Source organism: Micromonospora sp. CA-248212, assembly GCF_050948405.1.
In the GTDB taxonomy this organism is placed as follows: Bacteria; Actinomycetota; Actinomycetes; order Mycobacteriales; family Micromonosporaceae; genus Micromonospora.
This window is the reverse complement of the sequence record NZ_CP192023.1, coordinates 2214746-2239827: the sequence shown is the minus strand read 5'-3', so window position 1 is coordinate 2239827 and position 25082 is coordinate 2214746. Positions and strand designations below refer to the sequence as shown.

Below are 25082 nucleotides of genomic sequence, written 5' to 3'. Positions count from 1 at the left end.
CCGAGCCCGACGAGGTGACCTACTTCTTGGCCTGACCGGCGGCGACCTCTTCCGCCGTCCAGTAGCCGGAGTCGATCAGCGTCGCCTTGATGTCGTCCTTGTAGACGGTCGCGATCGGCAGCAGGTACGACGGAACGACCTTGACGCCGTTGTTGTACGTCTCGCTGTCGTTGGCCTGCGGCGTCTTGTCCTGCAGGAACGCCTCGGCGGCGTTCGCGGCCTGGTCGGCCAGCAGGCGGGTGTCCTTGAAGACGGTCGAGTTCTGCACACCGTCGTTGATCAGCTTGATCGAGGCGATCTCGGCGTCCTGGCCGGTCACCACGGGCAGCTTCTTCTTGCCGGTAGCGCTGTAGCCCGCGTTCTGCAGGGCGGTGATGATGCCCCGGGAGATGCCGTCGTACGGCGACAGGACCCCGTTGACGACCGAGCCGTCGTTGTAGCTGGAGGTGAGCAGGTCCTCCATGCGCTTCTGCGCGGTCTCCTGCTGCCAACGCAGGGTGGCCACCTGCTCCTTGGTGGTCTGCTTCGACTTCACCTTCAGCGTGCCCGCGTCCATGAACGGCTTGAGGGTGTCCATCGCGCCGCCGAAGAAGTACTGCGTGTTGTTGTCGTCCAGCGAGCCGGCGAACAGCTCGATGTTGAACGGACCCTTGGCCGTGCCCTTCGAGCCGTCCTTGTTCTGCAGGCCGAGCCCGACCAGGAGCGCGGTGGCCTGCGCCACGCCGACCTTGTAGTTGTCGAAGCTGACGTAGAAGTCGACGTTCTTGCTGCCGCGGATGAGCCGGTCGTACGAGATGACCGGGATCTTCGCGTCGGCGGCGGCCTGCAGCTGACCGCTGAGCGCCGTGCCGTCGATGGCCGCGATGATCAGGACGTCCGCGCCCTGGGTGATCATCTGGTCGACCTGCTGCGACTGGGTCGGGATGTCGTCGCCCGCGTACTGCAGGTCGACCTTGTAACCCTTGGACTCCAGCTTCGACTTCACCGCGTTGCCGTCGGCGATCCACCGCTCCGAGGTCTGCGTCGGCATCGCGACGCCGATCGTCAGGTCCCCCGGCTTCTTGTCGCTGGTGTTGTCGCCGCTGCCGGCGCCTCCACCACTGCACGCCGCCAGGCTCAACGCCAACGCCGCGCTACCGAGAGCAACCAGGAATTTCCTGCTCACGGGCCGTCTCCTCTCCCGATTCCCCCCGCCGACCGCCGGGGCCACCTGTCATCTTTCGGGTAGTGTTAGCGCTCACATAGGGCACGTCAACACCTGATCCGAAATACCGGTGTCACGGTCTCGTAACGGAGACTTCCTCACCCGCACGACCTCGCGCAACCCCTCCCGACAGTTGAGCGGCTGGCGCAGGTCACGAGGCATCGACGCGCTTAGCGGCGCGGCGGAGCGACACTGTCGCGGGCGACAAGTGTCGGCGCGATGGTCTGGCGCAGGGCGCCGCCGCCATTGCCGTTGCCCGACTCGATCTGGGTCAGCAACATCTGCAGACTCGCCCGCGCCACCGCGTCGAAATCCGGTCGGACGGTGGTCAGCGGCGGGATGAAGTACGCCGCTTCCGGCACGTCGTCGAAACCCACGACGCTGATCTCGGCCGGCACCTTGCGCCCGAACTCGTGCAGCGCCCGCAGCACCCCCAGGGCGAGGTGGTCGTTGGCCGTGAAGATGGCGGTCACCTCCGGCATCCGGGCGAGCATCTGCCCGCACCGGTAGCCCGACGCCGCCGACCAGTCCCCGTGCATGAGGGGCGGTGGCTCCACCCCCGCGGCGAGCAGCGCCGCACGCCAGCCCTCGATACGACCGGCGCTGTCGAACCAGTCGGACGGCCCCGACACGTGCCACACCGTGCGGTGCCCGGCGTCGAGGAGATGCTCGGTCACCGCCCGCGCGCCCGCCACCTGGTCGACCGTCACCAACGGCACCGGACGGTGCGGGTCACCGTCGACCGTCACCAGTGGAACGTCCTTGGGTAGCCGCTCCAACGCCTCGCCGGCCGACTCCACCGGCGCGATGACCACGATGCCGGCGACCCGGTGCGCCAGGTGCCGCTCGACCGCGGCCGAGATGGAACGGTGGTCCAGGTCGCGCACGCTGCCGACGCTGACGGCGAAGCCCTCCGCCGCGGCGGTCTGCTCCAGGGCGGCCAGCAGCGACGCCGGACCGTAGAGGGTCGTGTTCTGTGCCACCACGCCGATGACCTGGGACCGGCCGGTCACCAGGGCGCGCGCCGCGCCGTTCGGGCGGTAGCCGAGTTCGGCGATCGCCGCCCGCACCCGTAACCGGGTCTGCTCGCGCACGTTGGGGTGCCCGTTGAGCACCCGCGACACCGTCTGGTGGGAGACACCGGCCAGACGAGCGACGTCTGTCATCGCGGGACCGTGGACGGCCATTTCACTCCCCCCGCCTTCAACCCGACCCGCGGCCCGTCGACGTTGACTGGAGCGGCCCGGCCCGATCCCCCTCGCTCAGCCACCACGCCGGTGCTGAATCGCAGGTGACCAGCGCTGGATCGCCGACAGTCTACGCCAGCGATCGCCCCGGACACGGCACGGCTGAACGCGAAGACACGGCGGGTGCCAGGTCGCGCCGGAGTTCCGCGCGCACCTCGCGCCGTCGCCCTCGGTCGGAAGTGGCCGCAACGGGCCGCCGCCCCGCTCCAAGCTCCTGGACAGAGCGTGGAACAGGGCGGCGACTGGTCTGCTGCGACGACACGAACCCTCCCCCTGCGGGGTGGGCGATGCCGTCACCTCACTCGTTGTGTGACCGGCGTCACGGTGTGGTCAGGTCGAAGCGGCGGACCGCGACCGAGCCGCCGAGCGCCTGGGTGGCGTGGTTGAAGATGGCGAACCGGTAGCCCATGAAGAACTGCCAGTTGTTCGCCAGCGTCAGGGCGTTGCCGAAGGACGTGAAGTTCACGCCGTCGGTGCTGTACGAGAAGCGCGCCTGCCGGCCCGAGCCCGGTCTGATGTCGGCGTTGGCGCGCAACCAGATCCGTCCGCCGGAGATGGCGGTGCTCGCCGCCTCGCTGCCGGTGCTGGTGGTGTTCCAGTTACCGTCCATCGTGAGACCGTTCTGCATCACCAGACGCGTCGATCCGTTGTCCCGCTTGATGCCGATCCAGGCGGACGAGTTGCGCAGCACCGCCAGGCCGGTGCGGTCACCGTCGCGCATCGTGGAGTAGTCGAGCTCGATGGTGGCGGTGGAGGTGGGGCCCTGGATCCGGTGCGTCAACGTGTTACGCGCCGCGTACAGGTCGCCGGTCACGGTGGCGGTCTGCAGGTTCAGCCCGTTGTTGACCGACCAGCGGCTGTTGTCCGGGTTGTGGTTCCACTCCCACTGCGGGCCGAGGGTGGTGCCGGCGAACGTGTCGGTGCCCGTCAGCGGCTTCACCGCACGCGGCGGAGCGGGCAGGTTCGGCTTCGGGTAGGAGCTGCCCCACGCGCCGTTGACGGTCTGCAGCACCGGCCAGCCGTCGCTGGTCCAGGTGATCGGCGCCAGGGCCGGCATCCGACCACCGGGGTACGCGTCGACGAACGACATGTAGTACCAGTCGCCGTTCTGGGTCTGCACGAGACCGCCCTGGTGGGGCACGCCGCCGCCCGAGATGGGACCGGGCAGGTTGAGCAGCACCTGACGCTGCTCGTACGGGCCGAACGGGCCGTTGGTCGACTTCAGCACGTACTGGCCGTTGGCGGGCCGGGTGAGCCAGATGTAGTAGGCCCCGTTGCGCTTGTAGAACCGGGCGCCCTCCAGCGTGCCGATGCTCGACGGGGTCTGGTACACCTGCTGGGCGCGTACCTGGGACTTCCCGTCGGCGGAGAGCTGGGCGACGCTGATCGTGGTGTTGCCGTACGCCACGTACATGGTGTCGTTGTCGTCGATCAGCATGCCCGCGTCGTAGTAGCAGTTGGGGATGGTGGTGTGCTTGCTCCAGGTGCCGTCGACGGCCGACGCGGTGTAGATGTGCGTCTGCGCGAAGTCGATGCACCCGGCCCAGTAGTACGTGCGGTTGCTCGGCCGGTAGTTCAACGTCGAGGCCCAGATCCCGTCGACGTACGCGTTGCCGCCGCTCATGTCGTACTTCGAGCCGAAGTCGAGCCGGGGCACGGCGTGCCCGGCGTACTCCCAGTTCACCAGGTCATACGAGCGCAGGACCGGTGCGCCGGGCGAGTAGTGCATGGTGGACGACGTCAGGTAGTAGACGTTGTCCACCCGGATGATGTCGACGTCGGCGAAGTCCTGCCAGATGGCCGGGTTCGAGAACGTGCCGTTCGACGGTGGCGGCGTGGTGGGGGGCGGCGTGGTGGGCGGCGGCGTAGTGGGGTTGCCCCCGCCGTCGACGCGGACGAGCTGCCACTGCTGGTTGGTGCCGTTCCAGTCGTCGTACTGCACGATGTTGCCACCATCGGCCGTCGAGGCGCCCTGCACCTCCATGACCTTGTTGCTGTTGCGGTTGACCAGGCGGACGTAGCCGCCGTCCGAGTCGGCAAGCCGGAACTGCTGGTTGGTCCCGTTGTTGTCCGACCACTGCACGATCGCCCCGCCGTTGGCCGTCGACCGGCCGGAAACATCCAGCACCTTGCCGGACAACCGCGACTTGACCCGGTAGTAACCACTACCGGAATCCACGAACTGCCACTGCTGCTGGTTGCCGTTGTTACGCGTCCACTGCGTGATCCGCGCACCGTCGTTCGTGGCCAGGTTGTAGACGTCCAACGCCTTGCCACTGTTGCGGTTCACCAGGACGTACCACGCGCTCGTGTCGACGGTGGCCGCCGACGCGGGCGCCGCGGCCACCGCCACGGCCGCGCCACCGACCACCAGTGCCGTCGCGGCGACGGCCAATCTCGACAGCCAGTTGCGCCGGCGTGGCGCACCCCGGGGAACCCGACCGATGGAAAGCATGATCCTCCTCTGCTGACGCGAACCGTGCGGTCTGGGCCGGCGTCCGCGGCACCGGGCGGGGCACCGAGCTGACCACGCCCGGCCATGTGATCGCTAACAGCACGCCCCGGGCGTCACGGCACACGATGCCGACGACGGGGGGTTAGGACGCGCGCACGGCCGGACCAGGCAACGACATCGACCACCTTGGCTATAGACTGTGAGCGATAACATGCTCTTAGTCAAGGCGTAACACAACCGGCCCGCCGGCCTGCTAATGCACGCGGCAGAGCCCGGACGCAAACCCGAACGGGTGGTCCACCCCGGCCCGCAGGCAGGGGTGGACCACCCGGTTCAGCAGAGGTTCGGCGCAGGTCAGAAGCCGCGCGCCAGCCGGTAGTAGGCCTGGTTCCAGCGGATCTCGTCGGCGAAGCGGCGCGTCGTGGTCTCGGCGTCGATCACGACCAGCTCGGTCCGGCTCATCTCGGCCAGATCGTGCAGCTCCTCGGCGCCCACCGCCTGCGAGAGCACCGTGTGGTGCGGGGCGCCGGCAGTGATCCAGGACTCGGCGGAGACCGGCAGGTCCGGCCGCGGTCGCCAGACGGCGCGCGCCACCGGCAGCCGGCGCAGCGGCTGGGGCGGCGGCACGACGTCGATCTCGTTCGCCACCAGCCGGAACCGCTCCCCCATGTCGGCCAACCCGAGCACCACCGCTGGGCCGGGGGCGGCGTCGAACACGAGCCGCACCGGGTCCTCCCGGCCGCCGATGCTCAGCGGGTGGATCTCGACGTTGGGCACGTCGGACGCGATGGTCGGACAGACCTCGAGCATGTGCGCGCCGAGCACCACCTCCTGGCCCGGGGTCAGGTCGTAGGTGTAGTCCTCCATGAACGACGTGCCGCCCGAGACCCCCACGGACATCGCCTTGATGGTGTGCACCAGGACGGAGGTCTTCCAGTCGCCCTCGCCGCCGAAGCCGTAGCCGTCCGCCATCAGCCGCTGGACGGCGATGCCGGGGAGCTGACGCAGGCCGCCGAGGTCCTCGAAGTTCGTGGTGAACGCCCGGAACCCACCGGCCTCCAGGAAGGCACGCATACCCAACTCGAGGCGGGCGGCGTACCGCAGCGAGTCGTGCCGCTCACCGCCGGGAAGCAGCTCGGCGCCCACGCGGTAGGTGTCGCCGTACTCCTTGACCAGCTCGTCCACGTCGGCGTCGGCGACCTCGCCGACCACCTCGACCAGGTCGTTCACGCCGTAGGTGTTGACCGACACCCCGAAGCGCAGCTCCGCCTCGACCTTGTCGCCCTCGGTGACCGCGACGTCGCGCATGTTGTCGCCGAAGCGGGCCAGGCGCAGCGACCGCATCGCCGACCAGCCGGTCGCCGCACGGGCCCAGGCGCCGACCCGGGCGGTCACCCGCGGGTCGCTGACGTGCCCGGCGACCGTCTTGCGGGCCACACCGAGGCGGGTCTGGATGTACCCGAACTCACGGTCGCCGTGCGCGGCCTGGTTCAGGTTCATGAAGTCCATGTCGATGTCGTCCCACGGCAGCAGGACGTTCGCCTGGGTGTGCAGGTGCAGCAGCGGCGTCTGCAACGCGTCCAGCCCGGCGATCCACATCTTCGCCGGCGAGAACGTGTGCATCCAGGCGATGACCCCGATCGCGCCCTGGGCGGCGGCCTCCCGGCAGACCCGCAGGATCTCGCCGCTGTTGGTCAGGACGGGCTTCCAGACCACCCGGGCGGGAATCTGCGGCGAGTCGTCGAGCGTGGCCGCGATCTGGCGGGACTGCTCGGCGACCTGCCGGAGCGTCTCCTCGCCGTACATGCCTTGGCTGCCGGTGAGGAACCAGATCTCGGGTTCGGGGTGTGGTGCCATGGGGTTGCCTTCCGCGAGAGGGGCGGTCACTTGTAACGGATTCCGATGAGTCGCTGCAGGAGGATGAACGCGAAGAGCAGGCCGCCGATCACGATCTTGGTCCACCAGGAGTTGAGGCTGCCGTCGAACGTGATGAGGGTCTGGATCACACCCAGGACCAGCACGCCGAGCACGGTGCCGAAAATGTAACCCGAGCCGCCGGTGAGCACCGTGCCACCGATGACGACGGCGGCGATGACGTCCAGCTCCATGCCGACGGCGATCAGCGGCGCCCCGGAGAGGGTGTAGAACGACAGCAGGATTCCGCCGATCGCGGAGCAGAGCCCGCTGATCGTGTAGACGGCGATCCGGGTACGCCCCAGCGGCAGGCCCATCAGCAGCGCCGACTGCGGGTTGCCGCCGATCGCGTGAACGTTCCGTCCCAACCGGGTGTACGCCAGCACGTACGCGGCGACGAGCACCACGGCGAAGGCGATCAGCACGCTGATCGAGACGAAGTTGCCCCGGGGATCGCCGATCCGCTCCTGCGACATCCTGGTCCAGAAACCGTCGGTGATCGGGATCGACGAGTCCGAGATGAACGTGCACATGCCCCGGGCGAAGAACATCCCGGCGAGCGTCACGATGAACGGCTGGATGTCGAAGAAGTGGATGACACAGCCCATCAACAGGCCGAGCGTCGGCCCGATGAGCAGCGCGATCACGAGTACGAGCGCCGCCGGCAGGCCCTTCTCCAACAGCGCCGCCGACACCATCGCCGTCATGGCGACGACGGACCCGACCGACAGGTCGATGCCGCCGGTGAGGATCACGAAGGTCATCCCCACCGCGACGACGAGCAGGAAGCCGTTGTCGATGAAGACGTTGAAGATGACCTGGACGTTCGAGAACGCCGTGTACTGGGACACGCCGATGCCGTACATCACCAGCAGCAGGGCGAGCGTGGCCAGCACCGGCACCTGCCGCCGGGGCAGCCGGAACCGGGTGCGGCGGGGGGCGGTGAGCGATCCGGTGGTCATGCCGGCACCTGCTCCTTCGGCTTGTCGGCGACGGGGCGCGGCGGCGGGGTGCTCTTCCGTCGCCGGCTGAACCGGGCCCGGAAGGCCGGCGCCTGGATGAGGCACACAGCGATGACGACCACCGCCTTGAACAGCAGCGACGTCTGCGGCGAGATGTTCATGGCGTACACCGTGGTGGTCAGGGTCTGGATGATCAGCGCCCCGAGGATGGTGCCGCTGAGGTAGAACCGGCCGCCGGCGAGGGACGTGCCGCCGATGACGACCGCCAGGATGGCGTCCAGCTCCACCCAGAGGCCGACGGCGTTGCCGTCGGCGCTGGACACGTTGGCCGTCATCATGAAACCGGCGACGGCGGCGCAGGCGGCGCTGAGCACGTACACGAGGAAGATGACCCGGTTGGACCGGATGCCCGCCAGTCGGCTCGCCTCGGCGTTGCCGCCCACCGACTCGACGATCATGCCGAGCGCGGTGCGACGGGTGAACGCGGCGACGAGCAGTGCGGCGGCCAGCGCGATGAAGATGGCCAGCGGCAGGGTCAGCAGGTGACCCAGCCCGATGGCCCGGAACGGCCCCGAGTTGATGGTGATGATCTGGCCCTGGGTGATCAGCTGGGCGAGGCCGCGACCGGCCACCATCAGGATCAGCGTGGCGATGATCGGTTGGATGCCGATCACGGCCACCAGCACCCCGTTCCAGGCGCCCAGCACCAGCGAGATACCGAACGCCATCGCGAGGGCGGTCAGCACCACGGCGAGGCTGCTCTGGTCGGTCTGCTTGCTGATGTACATGCAGGCGACCGCGCCGCTGATCGCGCAGATAGAGCCGACCGACAGGTCGATGCCGCCGGTCGAGATGACCAGCGTCATGCCCAGCGCCACGAGGATCAGCGGGGCGCTCAGCCGGAGGATGTCGATCGGCGTGCCGTACAGGTGCCCGTCCTTGAGCTCGATGGACAGGAACCCGGGCCGGTAGATCGTGTTCGCGGCGAGCATGACCACCAGCACGGCGACGGGCCAGAACAGCCGGTGACCGATCATCGTCCGATAGCGGCCCTTCGTGTCGTTCATCGGTCCGCCTCCTCCCGGTGGGATCCACTCGCGATCGTCTGCATGATGCGCTCCGCGTCGAGGTCCTCGTTGTTGGCGAGCTGCGCGACCATCTGCCGGTCCCGCATGACCGCCACCTTGTGGCTGAGGCGCAGCACCTCCTCCAACTCGGCCGAGATGAACAGCACCGCCATCCCACCGTCGGACAGTTGCGCCACGAGCCGCTGGATCTCGGTCTTCGCGCCGATGTCGATACCGCGGGTCGGCTCGTCCAGGATCAGCAGCCGTGGCTCGGTGATCAGCCAGCGGGCGAGGAGCACCTTCTGCTGGTTGCCGCCGGAGAGGTTGCGGACCGGCACCTCCGGGTCCGCCGGACGGATGTTGAGCGCCTTGACGTACTTGTCGACCAGTTCGTCCTGGCGGCGGCGCGGGATCGGGCGCAGCCAACCCCGGGCGGCCTGCATGGCGAGGATCATGTTCTCGCGGACCGACAGGTCGGGGACGATGCCCTCGGCCCGACGGTTCTCCGAGCAGAAGCCGACGCCCTGGTCGATCGCCTGCGCGGGGGTACGCAAACTGCTCGACGTGCCGTCGATCGCGACCTGCCCACCGTCGGCCCGGTCGGCGCCGAAGAACAACCGCGCCACCTCGGTACGCCCCGAGCCCAGCAGGCCGGCGAGGCCCACCACCTCACCGGGGTGGATGGTCAGACTGAACGGCTCGACCGCGCCCGCCCGGCCCAGCTTCGACACCGCCACCAGGGGGGTGCCCTCCTCGATCGCGGCCAGGTCGCGCCGAGAGTGCTCCTCGATCCCCTCGAGGACGTCGAGCTCCTTGCCGATCATCTTCTCGACGAGGCCGAGTTGGGGCAGCTCGGCGGTCAGGTACTCGCCGACGAGACCGCCGTTGCGCAGCACCGTGATGCGGTCGGCGATCTCGTAGACCTGGTCGAGGAAGTGCGTCACGAACAGGATCGCGATGCCCTCGTCGCGGAGCTGCCGCATGATGCGGAACAACTGCGCGACCTCACCCGCGTCGAGACTGGACGTCGGCTCGTCCAGGATCAGCACCCGGGCCTGGATGTCGATCGCGCGGGCGATCGCGACCATCTGCTGGATCGCGAGGGAGTACGAGCCCAGCGGCGCGCTGACGTCGAGGTCGAGGTCGAGACGGCTCAGGAGCGCGCGGGCGCGGCGGCGGACCTCGCCCCAGCGGACGGCGCCGAACAGCCTCGGCTCACGTCCGATGAAGATGTTCTCCGCCACCGAGAGGTTGGTGCAGAGATTGACCTCCTGGTAGACGGTGCTCACCCCGGCGGCCGTCGCCTGCATCGGCCCGCTGAAGGACACCGGCTCGCCGCCGAGGGTGATCGTGCCGTCGTCCGTGTCGTAGACGCCGGTCAGCACCTTGATGAGGGTCGACTTCCCGGCGCCGTTCTCGCCCATCAGGGCGTGCACCTCGCCGGGGAAGAGCCGGAAGTTGACGTCGTGGAGTGCACGCACCCCGGGGAAGGACTTGCTGATCCCGGTCATCGTCAGGACCGGACGGCTATCCGTCATCCCATCAGACCTCTTCTGGGGGTTGTCGACGCGGATGGGCCGTTGCGCTCCCACCGCGCCCGCCCGGCCCTTCACCTGGGCTCGGGCGGGCGTGGCGCGGGTCGTCGCGGGTCATGCCCGGTCCGTTCGTGGTTTACGGGGCGACGCGGCGGGGCCGCCACGCGAGCGTGGCGACCCCTCCTCGTCGATCAGTACTTGCGGGTGGGCAGAGCCTCCTTGGCCTGCTCCTGCGTGAAGGTGGTCTCCTCGGTCTCGATCCGAGCCGGCACCGTCTCGCCCGCCTTGACCTTCTTGGCGAGGTCCATCAGCTGAGGGCCGAGCAGCGGGCTGCACTCCGCGATGAAGTTGAACTTCCCGTCGGCGAGAGCCTGCATACCGTCCTTGACGGCGTCGACCGTGATGATGGTGATGTCCTTGCCCGGCACCTTGCCGGCCGCGGTGATCGCCTCGAGAGCACCCAGACCCATGTCGTCGTTGTGCGCGAACAGCACGTCGATCTTCGGGTTGGCCTTGAGGAACTGCTCCATGACCTGCTTGCCACCCGCCCGGGTGAAGTCACCCGGCTGCGAGGCGATGATCTTCAGGTTCGGGTTGGCGGCGATCGCCTCGCCGAAGCCCTTCTTGCGGTCGTTCGCCGGAGCGGCACCCGTGTTGCCCTGCAGCTCGACGATGTTGACCGGGCCCGTGGCGCCCTTCTTCTGCTCGACCAGCCACTCGCCCGCGAGCTTGCCCTCCTTGACGAAGTCCGAGCCGAGGAAGGTCTTGTAGAGGCTCTTGTCGGCCGAGTCGACCGAGCGGTCGGTCAGGATGACCGGGATGCCGGCGTCCTTGGCCTCCTTGAGCACGGTGTCCCAACCGGACTCCACCACCGGCGAGAAGGCGATGACGTCCACCTTCTGCTGGATGTAGTTGCGGATGGCCTTGATCTGGTTCTCCTGCTTCTGCTGCGCGTCGTCGAACTTCAGCTCGATGCCCGCCGCGGCCGCCGACTCCTTGATCGAGGTGGTGTTCGCCGTACGCCACCCGCTCTCGGCGCCGACCTGGGAGAAGCCCATCGTGATCTTGCCATCGTCCTTGGACCCGCCGCCGCCGGTGTCGCTGTTGCCGCAGGCCGCCACGCCGCCGATGAGCAGCACACTGGCGAGGACCGCGATAGCGCGCTGCGTTCGCATCTTTCTCATCAGATCTCCTTGGCTGGGTGTGGTGGGGACCGCGTCAGCCGCCGACGAGCAGAGGTGGCGTACGCGGGTGGTGCGTGCTGGTGCGTCGGTGGAGCAGACCGGCGGGCCGTGTGGAGACGGTCAGGAGCTCGCCGGTGCGACTGGTTGTTGGCCGTAGACGTTCTGGTAACGGTGGTAGAGGGCGTCGATGTCGGCCTGCGCGATCGGCACGGGCTGCCCGAGGGTGCGCGCCAGGTACGAGGTACGGGCCACGTCCTCGCACATGACCGCGGCCTTGACCGCCGCGCGGGCGTTGCGGCCGATGGTGAAGACACCGTGGTTGCGCATGAGCACGGCGGGTGAACGGTGCCCGGAGAGCGTGGCGACGATGCCCTTGCCGATGTCGTCGCCGCCGATCAGCGCGAACGGGCCCAGCGGGATCTCCCCGCCGAACTCGTCGGCCTGGGCGGTGAGGTGGCAGGGGATCGCCTCGCCACAGGCCGCCCAGGCGCTGGCGTACGAGCTGTGCGTGTGCACCACGCCGCCGACCTCGGGCATGGCGCGGTAGACGTAGGCGTGGGCGGCCGTGTCGCTGGACGGCGCCAGGTCACCCTCGACGAGGACGCCGTCGAGGTCGCAGACCACCATCGTCTCGGCCGTGAGGTCGTCGTAGCCCACGCCGCTCGGCTTGATGACCATGAGGTCCTGGCCGGGCACCCGCGCCGAGACGTTGCCGGACGTCCAGGCGACCAGGTTGTACCGGGTCAGCTCGCTGTGCAGGCGGGCAACGGTCTCGCGCAGTTCACCGATCTGCCGGCTCACCTCTGCGTTCATGCGACGACCTCCAGCGTGGCCTCGTGGGTGGGCACGGCGGCCTCTACCGCCGCGTTGCGGATCGCCCGGAGGCGGAGCATGACGTCGTTGCCGCCGCGACCGAAGTGGTCGTGCAGCGCCCGGTACTCGGCGTACAGGCCGTCGTAGGCACGGGCCCGCTCCGGGTCCGGCGTGTAGACGGCCTCGTGCACCCGCCCCATCGCCTGGGACGCCTCGTGGATCGACGGGTACGCCCCGGCGGCGACGGCGGCGTGGATCGCCGAGCCGAGCGCCGGCCCCTGCGCGGACGCGATGATGTTCAGCGGGCGCTTGGTCACGTCGGCGTAGATCTGCATCAGGAGCTTGTTGTTGGTGAGGCCGCCGGCGATCACCAGGTCGTTGACGGGCACCCCGGCCTCGACGAACGCGTCGATGATCATCCTGGTGCCGAACGCCGTGGCTTCCAGCAGCGCGCGGTAGATGTCCTGCGGGCGGGTGGCCAGGGTCATCCCGACGATCATCCCGCTCAGGTCGTGGTTGACCAGCAGCGAGCGGTTGCCGTTCCACCAGTCCAGCGCGATCAGGCCGTGCGCGCCGACCGGCTGGCTGGCGGCCAGCTCGGTGAGACGTTCGTGCGAGTCGAACCCGGCCGGTGCGCCGTGCTTGACGAACCAGCCGAAGATGTCGCCGACACCGCTCTGGCCGGCCTCGTAGCCCCACGCGCCGGGGCTGATGCCGCCGTCGACCACGCCGCACATCCCGGCGACCTCGGCCGGGTGCTCGCCGTTGACCACGTGGCAGGTGGACGTGCCCATGATGGCGACCAGCCGACCGGGCTGAACGGCCTGGGCAGAGGCCGCGGTGACGTGCGCGTCGACGTTGCCGACCGCCACGGCGATCCCCTCCGGGAGGCCGGTCCAGGCGGAGGCGCGGGCGCTGAGCGTGCCGGCCCGCGCGCCGAGCGGCAGCAGCGGACCGTCGAGCTTGGCCACGAAGTCGCCGAAGTCAGGGTTGAGCGCGGTCAGGAAGCTCTCGGACGGGTACTGCCCGTCCTGCAGGATGCCCTTGTAGCCGGCCGTGCAGACGTTCCGGGTCTCGGTGCCGCTGAGCTGCCAGACGATCCAGTCGGCGGCCTCGATGAACCGCTCGGCCCGGTGGTAGATCTCCGGGTCCTCCTCCAGGAGCTGCAGACCCTTGGCGTACTGCCACTCGGCGGAGATCTTTCCGCCGTACCGGCCGATCCACGGCTCCGACCGCTCATGGGCCAGCGCGTTGATCCGGTCGGCGTGCGGCTGCGCGGCGTGGTGCTTCCACAGCTTGACCCAGGAGTGCGGCCGGTCGCGCAGCTCGGGAACCTCGCACAGCGGGGTGCCGTGGGCGTCGGTCGGCAGCACGGTGCAGGCGGTGAAGTCGATGCCGATGCCCACTACCGCCGCCGGGTCCACCCCCGCCGCGGCGACCGCGGCCGGAACGGCGTGGCGCAGCACGTCGCGGTAGTCGTCCGGATTCTGCAACGCCCAGTCCGGGGGCAGCGACCGACCTCCGGGCAGCGTCTCGCTGATGACCCCGTCGCCGTACTCGTGCACCGCGGTCCCGAGCTCGGCACCATCAGAAACCCGGACCACCAGGGCCCGCCCGGAGAGGGTGCCGAAATCGACACCCACGACGTAGCTTTCGGCAGCTCCGCCCACACGCTCCATGTTCACCTCCACCGTTAACGGGGATAGTGTTAACGCTCACATCCAGCCTCGTCAAGACATCTACCTGCAACAGCTCCGTAACGGAACGCGGAGGCCGTACCGACTCGGGCGCGTCAATACCGGACCGGCGCAAGGCGCTCGATCCGGGGCAGCGGGCGGTCGCGACCCCGTCAGATGGCGATGACGATCGACGGCCGGCGCGGATGGCAGCGATAACATCGACGGCGTCGCCACCCAGGCATGATCAGACCCGTCGAACGCGCCGCCGCCGCGTCCGGACCCCTGACCCGGCGCTCCAGCACCCGACCGCCACGGCGGGTCGCTGGCCGGCGCGGCGTGTTATCGATAACATTCGATGCATGATCGCGGGGTCGACTCGTCGCCGGAGTGATCGGCTCCGGGCCGGCCGTGTCGGGGCTTTCCGGGCCCCGCCGGACGGGCGGGCCGGGCCCCCGGCTGACGCAGGGACCGCCCGGTGACACACCGACGACCCGGCCCCCATCCGGGCCGGGTCGTCGGTCGTCGGTCGTCGGAGGACGTTGGGTCAGGCCGTGCGCGGACGGTTGTAGAGCGCCTTGGCCCAGCAGAAGCAGCCGACCGTGATGACGGCGCACCAGGCGACCGCGAGGAGCCCGTTGACACCGATTCCACTGCCGAGCAGCAGGCCGCGGAGCGTCTCCATGACCGGGGTGAAGGGCTGGTAGTCGGCGAACAGGCGGACCGGCGTCGGCATCGAGTCGGTGGGGACGAACCCGCTGCCGAGGAACGGCAACAGCACCAGCGGCATGGGCAGGTTGCTGGCCGTCTCGACGCTCCTGGTGACCAGGCCCAGGGCGACCGACAGCCAGGTGACGGCGACGGTGACCATGGTCAGCACGCCGATCGCGGCGAACCACTCGACGGCGTCGGCGGTGGGGCGGAACCCGACGAGCAGCGCCGCGCCGGTGACGGCCGCCAGGCTGACCATCGTCTGGAACACGCTGCCCACGACGTGGCCGGTGAGAACCGACGGTCGAAAGATCGCCATGGTACGGAACCGGGCGATGATGCCCTCGGCCATGTCCATGGCGACCGAGATCGCGGTGCCCTGCGCCGCGCTGGCCACCGTGATGAGCAGGATGCCGGGGGTGACGTAGTTGGCGTACTCGGCCCGGCCGCCGGTCGGTCCGAGGCCGGCGCCGAGCGTGCCGCCGAAGACGTACACGAAGAGCAGCAGAAGGATGACCGGGATGCCGATGAGCATGAGGGTCAGCGACGGGTAGCGGCGCATGTGCAGGAGGTTGCGCCGCAGCATGGTCGAGGAGTCGCGCAGGGCGAAGGTCAGGGTGCTCATCGCGCAGTGGCCCTTTCACGGCTGGAGGGGGCGTCGGGTTGGCCGGTGAGGGCGAGGAAGACGTCGTCGAGATCCGGGGTGTGCACGGCGAGACCGGCGACGGTGATGGAGCCCCGGTCTAGGTCGTCGAGGAGGGACCGCAGCGAACCCACCCCGCCGTCGCTCGGCACCTCGAGGGTCAGCGCGGCGTCGTCCCGGGTGGCCGTCGCGAACGTACGGGCCGCCGAGTCGAGTTGGCCCTGGTCGGTGAAGCGCAGGACCACGTGACCGCCCGGGATGAGCCGCTTGAGCTCGTGCGGGGCACCCTCGGCGATCAGCCGACCGTGGTCGAGGAAGGCGACGCGGTCGGCGAGGTGGTCGGCCTCCTCCAGGTACTGGGTCGTCAACAGGATGGTGACGCCCTCGGCGGCCAGCGCCTTGATGATGTGCCACATGGCGCGGCGGCTGCGCGGGTCGAGCCCGGTCGTCGGCTCGTCGAGGAAGATGACGCGGGGATCGCCGACGAGTGTCATCGCGAGGTCGAGTCGACGGCGCGTGCCGCCGGAGTACGTCGCGGCCGGCTTGTCCGCCGCTTCGGTCAGGTCGAACTGGTCGAGCAGGTCGGCGATCCGGCGGCGACCCGCCGCGCGGTCCAGGTGACACAGATCGGCCATGAGGTGCAGGTTCTCCCGGCCGGTGAGCAGGCTGTCCACCGCGGAGAACTGGCCGGTGACGCCGATCAGCTCGCGTACCGCGTCGGCGTCGCGGGTCACGTCGTGGCCGAGGACGCGGGCGTGGCCGCCGTCGGCCGAAAGGAGGGTGGAGAGGATCTGCACGGTGGTGGTCTTGCCGGCGCCGTTGGGGCCGAGCAGCGCGAAGATCGTTCCCTCGGTGATCATCAGGTCGATGCCGTCGAGCACGACCTTGTCGCCGTAGGACTTGCGCAGCTCGGTGGTGACGATCGCGGGTCTGCTGCTGCCGGTCATGGTTTCCTCATCTGTGGTCGGGCCGGGGCGCGTCAGGCGCGGCGGATGGTGATGTCGCCGTAGGACGTGTTGGCGCGGATCTCGACCGTCTCGTCGGTCTCGGCCGGGCTGTCGGCGGCGTCGAGGGCGTTGTGGACGCGGCCGTGTCGGGAGCTGACGTCGAGCCAGGCGGCGGTGCCGCGCCGGACGCCCACCTCGATCGCGCCGTAGGAGGTCTGTGACTCGATCGACCCGCGCACGACCTCACCCAGCCGCACGTTGCCGTACGCGGTGCGCGCCGCCACCGAGGCGGTCGACGCGTCGACGGTGATGTCGCCGTACGCGGTGTTGATGCGGACGTCGCCTCCGCTGCGCCCGATCCAGCAGTCGCCGGAGGAGTTCTTGATTTCGGCGGTGCCGTCTACCGCGCCGAGGCGCACCTTGCCGGACGACGCCTTCACCCGGGCCGAACCGGTAACACGCTCCACCACGACCTCGCCGTGACTGCTGTCGATCTCCAACTGCCCGGTCTCCTCCAGCCGGATCGCGCTTCCGGTCTTGATCCGGCACTCACCGAGCCGACCCTCGCCGCGGAAGGCCGCCCAGGCCGCCTCGGCGTGCAGCCGCGTGCCGCTCGGCACCTCGATCAGGACGTCGACCGACGGGCCGGAGCCGAAGCCGTACCGGCGCCAGCTCTTCGGCACCCTGATCCGCAGCTGCCCGGCGGCGAAGTCGACGGAGGTCTGCTCGGCCGCGTTCACGTCGGCCTTGCTCGACGGGTCGCGGGGCCGTACCCGTACCACGGTGTCGGTGCGGTCGGTCGCGGCGATCCAGGCGTCCCCGATGGGCAGCTCGACCTGGACGGAGATCGGTTCTGGCGTGTCGAAAACAGGCATGGTGGTCTCCCGGGAGGTGTTGGCGGAGGCGGAAAGAGCTACGGGGTGGGTGTGCGGCTGCTCAGCGCGCCCAGCCGGTGACGTGCTGGCCGGACCTCGGGGGCTCCGGCCGGCGCGGCGGCTGACGGTCGGGGCCACCGGCCCCGACCGCGCCGGCGACGGCGCGCACCAGCCACGCGTTGACGGAGAGCCCGGCGCGACTCGCGGCCTCGTCGACGCTGGCCTTGAGGTGGTCGGGAAGGCGGAGGTTGATCCGGGACGTGCCGCCCTCGTCGCCCTCGGGTGGCAGCAGAGGCGCCGGGGCCGGAGCTGGCGCGGCGGGCTCGCCCGGCCCGTCCGTGGGCGCGGCGGCGGGCGCCACCACGAAGTCGGGCTCGCGTCCGCGCAGCCGGACGTGCACCGACCCGGGGGCGAGATCGCGGGTGATCTCGTCGGCCGCGTCGGACAGCGCCTCGAGCAGCGTGAGATGGGTGGCCGCTTCGAGCTGGGTGAAGAGCCGTTCGGCCAGCGCCCGACTCTCCGGATCCACGCCCTCGGCTGCCACGGCGAACTCGTTACGCAGGTTCTCGACGTACGGCCTCAAGTCCATGGCACCATCATGGCACCACTTTGGCTCAGCATGCAACACCTGTGGCTCAGATTGCTGCCACGGTAGTCATCGGCGCTGCTCAGCGGGTGTGTCAGCGGGTGTGTCAGCGGTTGCGAACGCGCGGCGGACCACCCGGTTCGCGGCCTCCTGGCTCAGACCGGTGGCCACCAGCAGGTCGCTGGCGGTCGTCCGAACCTGCGCCACCACGACGTTCCCGGAGAAACCGACGCCTTCCCGGTAGGCGTCGCCAGCGGCGCAGACCGCGCGGAGCGCCCGCTCGCGCGCCTGAACGGGCTCCTTGCCGGCGGCGAACTGCCGCTGGAGCAGGCGTACCGCCTCGGCCAGGCCGGCGACCGCCGTGGGCAGGGGTTCCGGGACGGGCTCACCGTCCTCGAGCAGGGTCACCGCCCTACGGATCAGCGTTCCCGCATTGCGCATGGCCCGGTCGATCGGCTCCGCCGTGCGCGCGTACCGGGCCACCGGCCCCTGCCGCTGATGCCAGTGCACGGGTGAGAGGGTGCTGGCCTCCCGGGCACCCTGCGTCGCCTCGACGAGCGCACCCAACTCGTCCTTGTTCTGCCGCAACCTCGCCCGGGCGGTCAGCGCGCGGTCGATGTCCCGGTCGGCCAACGCGCCGGCGGTGGCGTCGAGTTGGGCGCTGAGCAGGTCCAGCGCCGGTCGCGCGGCCCGGTTGAGCACCCGCAACGGGCTCAACGGCAGCAGGACGGCGGTGACCAGCAGTGCCACGGCGCCCCCGACGAGAGCATCCACGAAGCGGGGGATCTCCAGGTCGCGCACGGCTGGACTCAGCGTGGCGATGAGCACGGCCGTAGCGCCCGCCTGGATCACCACGGCCGCGCTGCCGACGAGGAACAGCGCGACGACGATCGCCAACACGACGATCAGAGCGAGCTGCCACCACCCGGTGCCCATCACCCCGAGCAGCAGGTCACCGACCAGCACCCCGACGGTGACACCGATGATCAGCTCGACGGTGCGGCGCAGGCGTTGCCCGACCGACGCCGCGAGGGTGGAGACCGCGGAGATCGGCGCGAACACCGGCTGCGAGACGTGCAGCACGTCGCGCACCACCAGCCAGGACAGCGCCGCTGCCACGCCGGCCTGCAGGGCCAGCCCCCCGATACCCCGAACCCGCCGCGCTCGATCCCGCAGCGTGCCCGACAGCTGGCCCCGCAGCCGCGCGGCGGTCGACGCCGGGCCGGGCGGCGCTGCCCCGTCGGCGCGCGCCGACGCGTCCCCGTCCACACCGGGACGACCGGCAGCGACCATGGCGGGCGGCTACCCCGCCCCACCCCGATCAATCCTGAACGCCGGGCGCGGCCACGCGGGCCCGCGCCGCGCCCGGCGTCGGACGGCGGTCCCGCTCAGCGCTCGGCGAGCGCCTTCTCGGCGTACGCCCAGAGCGCGTCCGCGGCCACCGGGTCGACCGCGTGGTCCGCGACGCCGTCCGAGGCATCGGGGCCACCGGGAACCACCTCCATCTCCTGGTTGTCGACGAAGTACCGGCCCCCGATGCCCTCAAGCAGGGGCGACGCCGCGAGCAGGACCGTGGTCGACGCACCCTGGGCGGGCGTCTTGTAGTAGTCCGGCACCACGAGGTTGCCCGCCTCGTCCATCCCGCCGAGCGCGCGCATCGTGTCGTCGTCGAGGTGGCGCTGGAGATTGGTGTGGATGTAGCCGGGGTTGAGGGCGTTGGCGGTGATCCCGTCCGCCGCCCACCGCCGGGTGATGCCCACCGCCAGCAGTACGTCCGCCGTCTTCGACTGCCCGTACGCCGTCCACCGGTCGTACGGCCGCCGCTCGAAGTGGGGATCCGCGGCGTCGAACGGGGCGCTCAGGTGTGCTCCGGAGCTGACCAGCACGACCCGCGCAGCGCCCGCCGCCCGCAGGTTGTCGCGCACTCCAACGGCCAGCGCGAAGTGCCCCAGGTAGTTGGTCGCGAGCTGGAGCTCCCAGCCCTGGGCCGAGAGCTGACGGGTCGGCAGCGCCATGATGCCGGCGTTGGCGACCAGCGCGTCGAGCGGGCCGTCCCAGGCCGCGACGAACGCGTCGACCGACGACAGATCGGCGAGGTCGAGCGCGGCCGACCGGACGCTTCCCCGCGCGGCGTCGCCGGCGAACTCCTCGACGATCCCCGCGGCCCGATCCGGGTCACGGACCGCTACCGTGACCTGCGCGCCGGCGCCGGCCAGTGCGCGAACCGTCTCGACACCGATGCCCGAGGCGCCGCCGGTGACGATCATCCGACGCCCGGTCAGGTCCACGCCGTCGAGGATCTCGGCGGCGGTGGTGCGGGCGGTGAATCCGGTGGTGAGGCGTGCGTGCGCTGTCATGTCCACCACGCTATGCAAGCTCACCCTGGACTGCCTATAGTCATAAGTCCTTCATACTTTCGCGAGCGTCCAGGACGGTGCGGATGGACCCACTCGAAGACGTGCTGGCACTGCTCGGTGCCACCGCGCACCTGTCCGCCGGTCTCGTCGCGGGTGGGCGCTGGGCGGTCCGGTTCGACCCGCCGGCCGGCGCCAAGTTCAACGCCATCCGACGCGGCAGCTGCCACCTGCTCATCGAGGGCGAGGCCGAACCGATCGCCCTCACCGAGGGCGACTGCTACCTGTTGACCCGGCCGGTGTCGTACACGCTCTTCAGCGATCCCGACGTACCGACCCAGCCGGCGTACCCGATCTTCGCCGCCGCCGGCGACGGCGTGGCACACGTCGGCGAGGGTGCCGACATGTTCCTCATCGGCGGCGCGTTCTCCCTGGGCGACAGGGGTCGCAGCCTCCTGCTGGACGGCCTTCCGCCGGTCATCCACGTGCCGGCCGACGCTCCCGAGGCCGCCACCATCCGGTGGGCCCTCGACCAGATCGACATCGAGCTGCGGCGGCCTCAGCTCGGGTCGCGGCTCGTCGCGGAACACCTGGCGCTCGTCCTGCTGATCCAGGTCCTGCGGGTGCACCTCGCCCGCGACCCGCAGCACACCTCCGGTTGGCTGGCCGGGCTCGCCGACCCGGTGGTCGCCCCCGCTCTGCGGGCGATGCACGCCCGGCCCGCGCAGCAGTGGACGGTGGATGCCATCGCCCGCAGCGCCGCCGTCTCCCGCTCGACGCTCGCCGCCCGCTTCCGGAAGGTCGTCGGCGTCGGTCCGCTGGAATACCTCACCGGATGGCGGATCGAACTCGCGGCGGACCGCATCCGGCACGGCTCCGACTCCGTCGCGGCCATCGCCCGAGCCGTCGGATACGGCTCGGAGAGCGCCCTCAGCGTGGCCTTCAAACGGGTCACCGGCGTCTCACCACGCGCCTACCGCCACAAGGTGGCCGGGAGCGTTCCGGGCGGGTAGGTGACGCGGCGAGCGCCGACCGGGGGCGACCCCGGGCGATTGGGCGCGTCCCGGCCGGGTAGACCCCGGTCCGCCACGCCGGTGGCGGGCCACCCACGGGCCGATCGCCGGCACCGGGCGGTCGGGGTGTCTCGGGGGGCGGTGGCGGATGGATCAGCGCGGATGAGCGGCCCCGACACCGCCTCCGACATCGTGGAGCTGCGGGTGCACGGCGTCTCCGGCGCGAGCACCGAGCAGGTGCTGGGCCTGGCGCGGACGGTGCAGGTCGCGGGCGACCAGATGGGCGGCTTCGTCCGGGTCCGGCCGAGCTGGGCGACCCCCGAGGCGCGCGGTGTGACGCTGGAGGCGTACCGCTGGGGCGACCTACCCTCCGGAACCGTCGCCCGCACCCTGGCGCTGGTGCTGCTACTGCCGTTCCTGCTGGTCAACGTGGCGATCTGGATGCGGCCGGCGAACCCCCGCTCGGAGAGCGTGGTCAAGTCCCTCTGCCGGGTGCTGGCACTCACCCTCACCGTGCTGTACGTGCTCGCCATCGCCGGCGTCGCCCTCGACCTGCTCGCCTGGCACTGCCTGAACTCGCCCCGCTGCCTGGCCGGCCGCAGCTGGTTGTCCTGGTTCAGCGGTCAGCCCGTCGGGCGACGACTGGCGGTGTTCGCGCTGGTCCCGGCCGCCGCGATCGGCCTGGTGTGGCGGCTCAGCAACCGGCCCGGACGGTCGTTCGAGGCGTTCCGCGCGCCCGACGAGGAGGTCGCCGGGCATCGGCTCAGCACGGTCGGCACGTGGGACGCGGAACCCCTGGTGGGGCGGCTGCGATCCGTACACGTCGCTGCGGCGTTCGGGACGTTGAGTCTCGTCCTGCTCACCGCTCGCGCCGCGCGCGGCGTCTCGGTCGCCACGATCGCGTTGGCGGTGGTCACCGGCGTGGTCCTGGCGGCCTGCGTGGCGCTGCTCTGCACGCCGGCGCTGATCGACCGGTCCCCCACCGACCGGCGGCTCGACACGATCACCACCGCCCTGCGCACGACCGCGATGGTCCTGGCCGTCGTGGTCGCCGCCCACGTGGCGACCAGCCCGGCCGGCTGGCGCGAGGACGCCGCACTGCCCGGCTACGACAGGACGCTGGTCTGGCTGTTCGCCACCCAGACGATCCTGCTGGCCGCCCTCGGCGTGTTCCTGCTCTGGCGGCGCAGGGGCAGCCCCCTGTTCGGGCTGGGAGCGCTGGTCATCGCGGCCGCGGGGATCAGCACGGCGGTGGGGTACTCCGCCGAGCTGGTCTACCGGGTGGCGGACTACCTCGACCGCGACCTGCCGACCGGGGAGGGCATCGCGTCGGGTCCGCCCCGGGCGTACACCTGGGCGATCTTCGGTTTTCTCCGCACCGCGCTGGTCACGGCGCTCGTCGCCGTGCTGGTCGTCACGGTCTCCCGCTCCGGACGTCGCCGCCGTGCGGCGGCGATCGTCACACGCGACTACCCGGACGCGCCGACGGAGGCCCGCCCGCGGCTGCGACAGGTACGCGACGCGGTGGCCCGGGCCAGCTTCACCGAACGTCTGGTGCTGCTGGGCGTGATCTTCGGTTGTCTCGCCGGGGTCGGCTCCGCCAGCACCACCCTCGGCCTGTTGGGCGTGTTTCCGGGCGACGTCGTCGAGCGGTACACCCGGTTGCCGGCGGGCGCGGTCACCTTCAGCATCGCGTTCACCAGTTGGGTGAAGGCGGTGGGCCTTCTCGGCCTGGTGCTCGCCGGTATCTTCGCCTACCGCACCACCAGCTTCCGGCGGCACATCGGTGTCATCTGGGACCTCGGCACCTTCTGGCCCCGGGCCGCCCACCCGTTCGCGCCGCCCTGCTACGCCGAACGGGCCGTGCCGGAGCTGACGCGGCGGATCACCTACCTGGTGGAGCGCGGGGACCGCGTGCTGCTCTCCGGGCACAGCCACGGCTCGGTCCTGCTCGCCGCCGCGGTGCTCCAGTTGCCATCCCGGATCGGCGGCCGGGTCGCGCTGCTCACGCACGGGTCACCGCTGCGCCGGCTCTACGCGCGACTCTTCCCCGCCTACCTCGACGACGCGGTGCTGCACGAGATCGGCAACCGGGTGGGCTGGCGGTGGGTCAACCTCTGGCGGGACACCGACCCGATCGGCGGGCGCGTCTTTCCCGACCGGGGACCCGAGGCGTCCGCCGGTGACCCGGCCGCCGCGGTGGATCGCCGGGAGGTCGACCCCAGCGATGTGGTGACCCCGCCCGGCGACAGCGTTCCGCCGCCGATCCTCGGGCACTGGCCGGCCGAGTCCGACGAGCGGTTCGCGGCGGCGGTGCGGGAGTTGGCGCACCGCCTGCGGCGCACGCCACCGGAGTGAGGCGGTGGCTACCTCGCCGCTCGGGCACGCCACCCGTCGAGGCGGGTGGCGGCGATGCGGGCGCCGTCGTCCGGAACGAGCGAGCGCTCGGTCAGCGTGGCGCCGAAGTAACGCGCCCCGGGGTCGGACACGACCGAACGGGAGTCGTGCCGGGTGGCGAGGACGGACCGTCCCAGCTCGTCGAGACGGAACTGTTCCGGGCCGGCGATCTCGACGACGCCGTTCGTCGGCGCGTCGAGCGCGACAGCGGTCACCTCGGACGCGACGTCGTCCGCCGCCATGGGTTGGATGAGCACCGGCGCCAGCCGCGCCGTGTCGCCGTCCGTGGCGGCGTCGACGATGCCCGGGAGGAACTCGAAGAACTGGGTGGCGTGGACCAGCGTGTACGGCAGACCGGACGCGGCGACGAGTTTCTCCTGTGCGACCTTCGCCCGCATGTACCCGCTCTCCGGGAGCCGGTCGGAACCCACGATCGAGAGCACGACGTAGTGCCGCACCCCGGCGGTGGCGGCGGCGGCGAGGAGATTCCGGGTCGACGTCTCGAAGAACTCCCGGACGGCGGTGTCCTCGAACGACGGGGAGTTCGACGTGTCGACGACGACAGCGGCGCCGTCGAGCGCCTCGGCCACCCCCTCGCCGGTCAGGGTGTTCACACCGGTCTTCGGGGATGCCGCCACCGCCTCGTGGCCCTGCCCGCCGAGGTTCTGGACGACCTTAAAGCCGATGAGACCGCTCCCGCCGATGACGACGATCTTCATGATCGGACCACTTCCGGTGTGCCGAATCGCCTGACGAACCCAGCCTACGGAGCGCGCCGGACCGGCGCGGTTGACATCGCGACCCATGATTGTGGTCGCCGCCCCGCGAATCCTGGAGGTCGACGTGGCCGCTGTGTCCCATCCGGTGTTCGCGCGGGTCTACGAGCGACTCAGCGTCGCCATGGACCGTGCCGGCACCGCCGAATTCCGCCGTGACCTGGCCGCTGGCCTGAGTGGCCGGGTGATCGAGGTCGGCGCCGGCAACGGACGCATGTTCCCCCACTACCCCCGCGCCGTGACCGAGGTCGTCGCGGTCGAACCGGAACGTCGCCTGCGTGCCGCCGCCGTCCGCGCGGCCGCGGGCGCACCGGTGCCGGTCACGGTCGTCGACGGCCTGGCCGAGGCGCTTCCCGCCGCCGACGGCGAGTTCGACGCGGCAGTGGTCGCGCTGGTGCTGTGCACCGTGCCCGACCAGGCGGCAGCGCTCGCCGAGATCCACCGCGTGCTGCGCCCCGGCGGGCAGCTGCGCTTCTTCGAGCACGTCGCGGCCGAGGAAACCAGCCGCCTGCGCCGGGTCCAGCGGCTGTCCGACGCCACGCTGTGGCCGAAGCTGTTCGCCGGCTGCCACACCGGCCGCGACACCACGGCCGCCATCGCGGCGGCGGGGTTCGCCGTCGAGGAGCTGCGACGCTTCCGGTTCCCGACCGGCAGCTCCAGCCCCTCCTCGCCGTGCGTCGTGGGCCGGGCGACCCGGGTCGACAAGCGGGCGACCTGAGCGCG

The 25082-nt window shown here is 70.7% G+C and carries 20 protein-coding genes; 3 read left to right on the top strand and 17 right to left on the bottom strand.

All coding sequences use genetic code 11. The annotated features are described in order from the left end of the window. Positions 1 to 19 precede the first annotated feature (19 nt). The 16 genes from chvE to ACQP03_RS10930 all read right to left on the bottom strand — a co-directional run bounded on the left by chvE (position 20) and on the right by ACQP03_RS10930 (position 20176). Complete coding sequence (chvE, locus tag ACQP03_RS11005) at positions 20 to 1165, bottom strand: multiple monosaccharide ABC transporter substrate-binding protein (protein WP_357120386.1); 1146 nt, start codon at positions 1163 to 1165, stop codon at positions 20 to 22. A 209-nt stretch (positions 1166 to 1374) separates the two neighbouring features. Beyond that, positions 1375 to 2370 carry a LacI family DNA-binding transcriptional regulator gene (locus ACQP03_RS11000; RefSeq protein WP_357120389.1) on the bottom strand — a complete coding sequence of 332 codons (996 nt, stop codon included), beginning with the start codon at positions 2368 to 2370 and terminating at the stop codon, positions 1375 to 1377. A gap of 400 nt (positions 2371 to 2770) precedes the next feature. Continuing rightward, on the bottom strand, positions 2771 to 4906 hold the full coding sequence (locus tag ACQP03_RS10995) for a family 43 glycosylhydrolase (RefSeq protein WP_357120392.1): 2136 nt from the start codon (positions 4904 to 4906) through the stop codon (positions 2771 to 2773). A gap of 354 nt (positions 4907 to 5260) precedes the next feature. After that, positions 5261 to 6763: an L-arabinose isomerase gene (gene araA / locus ACQP03_RS10990; RefSeq protein ID WP_357171503.1), complete on the bottom strand. Its 1503-nt coding sequence runs from the start codon at positions 6761 to 6763 to the stop codon at positions 5261 to 5263. Between the two features lie 26 nt (positions 6764 to 6789). Next, a complete protein-coding gene (gene yjfF, locus ACQP03_RS10985; RefSeq protein WP_357120398.1) occupies positions 6790 to 7782 on the bottom strand; it encodes a galactofuranose ABC transporter, permease protein YjfF in 993 nt (330 codons plus the stop codon). Beyond that, positions 7779 to 8849, bottom strand: a complete 1071-nt coding sequence (locus tag ACQP03_RS10980; protein WP_357120401.1) for an ABC transporter permease — start codon at positions 8847 to 8849, stop codon at positions 7779 to 7781. The genes yjfF and ACQP03_RS10980 overlap by 4 nt, the downstream gene beginning before the upstream one ends. Next, positions 8846 to 10387 carry a sugar ABC transporter ATP-binding protein gene (locus ACQP03_RS10975; RefSeq protein ID WP_355050441.1) on the bottom strand — a complete coding sequence of 514 codons (1542 nt, stop codon included), beginning with the start codon at positions 10385 to 10387 and terminating at the stop codon, positions 8846 to 8848. The genes ACQP03_RS10980 and ACQP03_RS10975 overlap by 4 nt, the downstream gene beginning before the upstream one ends. Before the next feature lie 188 nt (positions 10388 to 10575). After that, positions 10576 to 11568: an ABC transporter substrate-binding protein gene (locus ACQP03_RS10970; protein ID WP_357120405.1), complete on the bottom strand. Its 993-nt coding sequence runs from the start codon at positions 11566 to 11568 to the stop codon at positions 10576 to 10578. A gap of 120 nt (positions 11569 to 11688) precedes the next feature. Further along, entirely contained in the window at positions 11689 to 12381 is a 693-nt protein-coding gene (locus ACQP03_RS10965; RefSeq protein ID WP_357120408.1) for an L-ribulose-5-phosphate 4-epimerase, read from the bottom strand. After that, a complete protein-coding gene (araB, locus tag ACQP03_RS10960; RefSeq protein WP_363661219.1) occupies positions 12378 to 14060 on the bottom strand; it encodes a ribulokinase in 1683 nt (560 codons plus the stop codon). The genes ACQP03_RS10965 and araB overlap by 4 nt, the downstream gene beginning before the upstream one ends. Before the next feature lie 544 nt (positions 14061 to 14604). Further along, positions 14605 to 15393 carry an ABC transporter permease gene (locus tag ACQP03_RS10955; RefSeq protein WP_357120414.1) on the bottom strand — a complete coding sequence of 263 codons (789 nt, stop codon included), beginning with the start codon at positions 15391 to 15393 and terminating at the stop codon, positions 14605 to 14607. After that, a complete protein-coding gene (locus ACQP03_RS10950) occupies positions 15390 to 16358 on the bottom strand; it encodes an ATP-binding cassette domain-containing protein (protein WP_433460846.1) in 969 nt (322 codons plus the stop codon). Before ACQP03_RS10950 ends, ACQP03_RS10955 begins: the two co-directional genes overlap by 4 nt. Before the next feature lie 32 nt (positions 16359 to 16390). After that, a complete protein-coding gene (locus ACQP03_RS10945) occupies positions 16391 to 17233 on the bottom strand; it encodes a DUF4097 family beta strand repeat-containing protein (protein WP_357120420.1) in 843 nt (280 codons plus the stop codon). Positions 17234 to 17294: 61 nt separating this feature from the next. Continuing rightward, entirely contained in the window at positions 17295 to 17822 is a 528-nt protein-coding gene (locus ACQP03_RS10940) for a hypothetical protein (RefSeq protein WP_357120423.1), read from the bottom strand. A 66-nt stretch (positions 17823 to 17888) separates the two neighbouring features. Next, complete coding sequence (locus ACQP03_RS10935; RefSeq protein WP_433460845.1) at positions 17889 to 19112, bottom strand: FUSC family protein; 1224 nt, start codon at positions 19110 to 19112, stop codon at positions 17889 to 17891. Between the two features lie 95 nt (positions 19113 to 19207). Next, on the bottom strand, positions 19208 to 20176 hold the full coding sequence (locus ACQP03_RS10930; protein WP_357120429.1) for an SDR family NAD(P)-dependent oxidoreductase: 969 nt from the start codon (positions 20174 to 20176) through the stop codon (positions 19208 to 19210). Between the two features lie 83 nt (positions 20177 to 20259). Between ACQP03_RS10930 and ACQP03_RS10925 the strand changes: the two genes are divergently transcribed. Together ACQP03_RS10925 and ACQP03_RS10920 are read left to right on the top strand one after the other, a co-directional pair. Then, positions 20260 to 21186, top strand: a complete 927-nt coding sequence (locus ACQP03_RS10925) for an AraC family transcriptional regulator (protein WP_357120432.1) — start codon at positions 20260 to 20262, stop codon at positions 21184 to 21186. Between the two features lie 162 nt (positions 21187 to 21348). Beyond that, positions 21349 to 23544, top strand: a complete 2196-nt coding sequence (locus tag ACQP03_RS10920) for a hypothetical protein (RefSeq protein ID WP_357120435.1) — start codon at positions 21349 to 21351, stop codon at positions 23542 to 23544. An 8-nt stretch (positions 23545 to 23552) separates the two neighbouring features. Here the strand turns inward: ACQP03_RS10920 and ACQP03_RS10915 are convergent, their stop codons facing one another. Further along, on the bottom strand, positions 23553 to 24302 hold the full coding sequence (locus ACQP03_RS10915) for an SDR family oxidoreductase (protein WP_357120438.1): 750 nt from the start codon (positions 24300 to 24302) through the stop codon (positions 23553 to 23555). An 85-nt stretch (positions 24303 to 24387) separates the two neighbouring features. On the opposite strand from ACQP03_RS10915, the gene ACQP03_RS10910 reads away from it, so the two are divergent. Next, complete coding sequence (locus ACQP03_RS10910) at positions 24388 to 25077, top strand: class I SAM-dependent methyltransferase (RefSeq protein WP_433460844.1); 690 nt, start codon at positions 24388 to 24390, stop codon at positions 25075 to 25077. Positions 25078 to 25082: the final 5 nt, after the last annotated feature.

Coding starts and splice junctions, on each gene's coding strand:
- ACQP03_RS11000 (WP_357120389.1), bottom strand. CDS start 2,370: ATGACAGACGTCGCTCGTCTGGCCGGTGTCTCCCACCAGACGGTGTCG.
- araB (WP_363661219.1), bottom strand. CDS start 14,060: ATGGAGCGTGTGGGCGGAGCTGCCGAAAGCTACGTCGTGGGTGTCGAT.
- araA (WP_357171503.1), bottom strand. CDS start 6,763: ATGGCACCACACCCCGAACCCGAGATCTGGTTCCTCACCGGCAGCCAA.
- ACQP03_RS10910 (WP_433460844.1), top strand. CDS start 24,388: ATGATTGTGGTCGCCGCCCCGCGAATCCTGGAGGTCGACGTGGCCGCT.
- ACQP03_RS10995 (WP_357120392.1), bottom strand. CDS start 4,906: ATGCTTTCCATCGGTCGGGTTCCCCGGGGTGCGCCACGCCGGCGCAAC.
- ACQP03_RS10935 (WP_433460845.1), bottom strand. CDS start 19,112: ATGGTCGCTGCCGGTCGTCCCGGTGTGGACGGGGACGCGTCGGCGCGC.
- yjfF (WP_357120398.1), bottom strand. CDS start 7,782: ATGACCACCGGATCGCTCACCGCCCCCCGCCGCACCCGGTTCCGGCTG.
- ACQP03_RS10975 (WP_355050441.1), bottom strand. CDS start 10,387: ATGACGGATAGCCGTCCGGTCCTGACGATGACCGGGATCAGCAAGTCC.
- ACQP03_RS10945 (WP_357120420.1), bottom strand. CDS start 17,233: ATGCCTGTTTTCGACACGCCAGAACCGATCTCCGTCCAGGTCGAGCTG.
- ACQP03_RS10965 (WP_357120408.1), bottom strand. CDS start 12,381: ATGAACGCAGAGGTGAGCCGGCAGATCGGTGAACTGCGCGAGACCGTT.
- ACQP03_RS10970 (WP_357120405.1), bottom strand. CDS start 11,568: ATGAGAAAGATGCGAACGCAGCGCGCTATCGCGGTCCTCGCCAGTGTG.
- ACQP03_RS10920 (WP_357120435.1), top strand. CDS start 21,349: ATGAGCGGCCCCGACACCGCCTCCGACATCGTGGAGCTGCGGGTGCAC.
- ACQP03_RS10950 (WP_433460846.1), bottom strand. CDS start 16,358: ATGACCGGCAGCAGCAGACCCGCGATCGTCACCACCGAGCTGCGCAAG.
- ACQP03_RS10940 (WP_357120423.1), bottom strand. CDS start 17,822: ATGGACTTGAGGCCGTACGTCGAGAACCTGCGTAACGAGTTCGCCGTG.
- ACQP03_RS10955 (WP_357120414.1), bottom strand. CDS start 15,393: ATGAGCACCCTGACCTTCGCCCTGCGCGACTCCTCGACCATGCTGCGG.
- ACQP03_RS10980 (WP_357120401.1), bottom strand. CDS start 8,849: ATGAACGACACGAAGGGCCGCTATCGGACGATGATCGGTCACCGGCTG.
- ACQP03_RS10930 (WP_357120429.1), bottom strand. CDS start 20,176: ATGACAGCGCACGCACGCCTCACCACCGGATTCACCGCCCGCACCACC.
- ACQP03_RS10915 (WP_357120438.1), bottom strand. CDS start 24,302: ATGAAGATCGTCGTCATCGGCGGGAGCGGTCTCATCGGCTTTAAGGTC.
- ACQP03_RS10925 (WP_357120432.1), top strand. CDS start 20,260: ATGGACCCACTCGAAGACGTGCTGGCACTGCTCGGTGCCACCGCGCAC.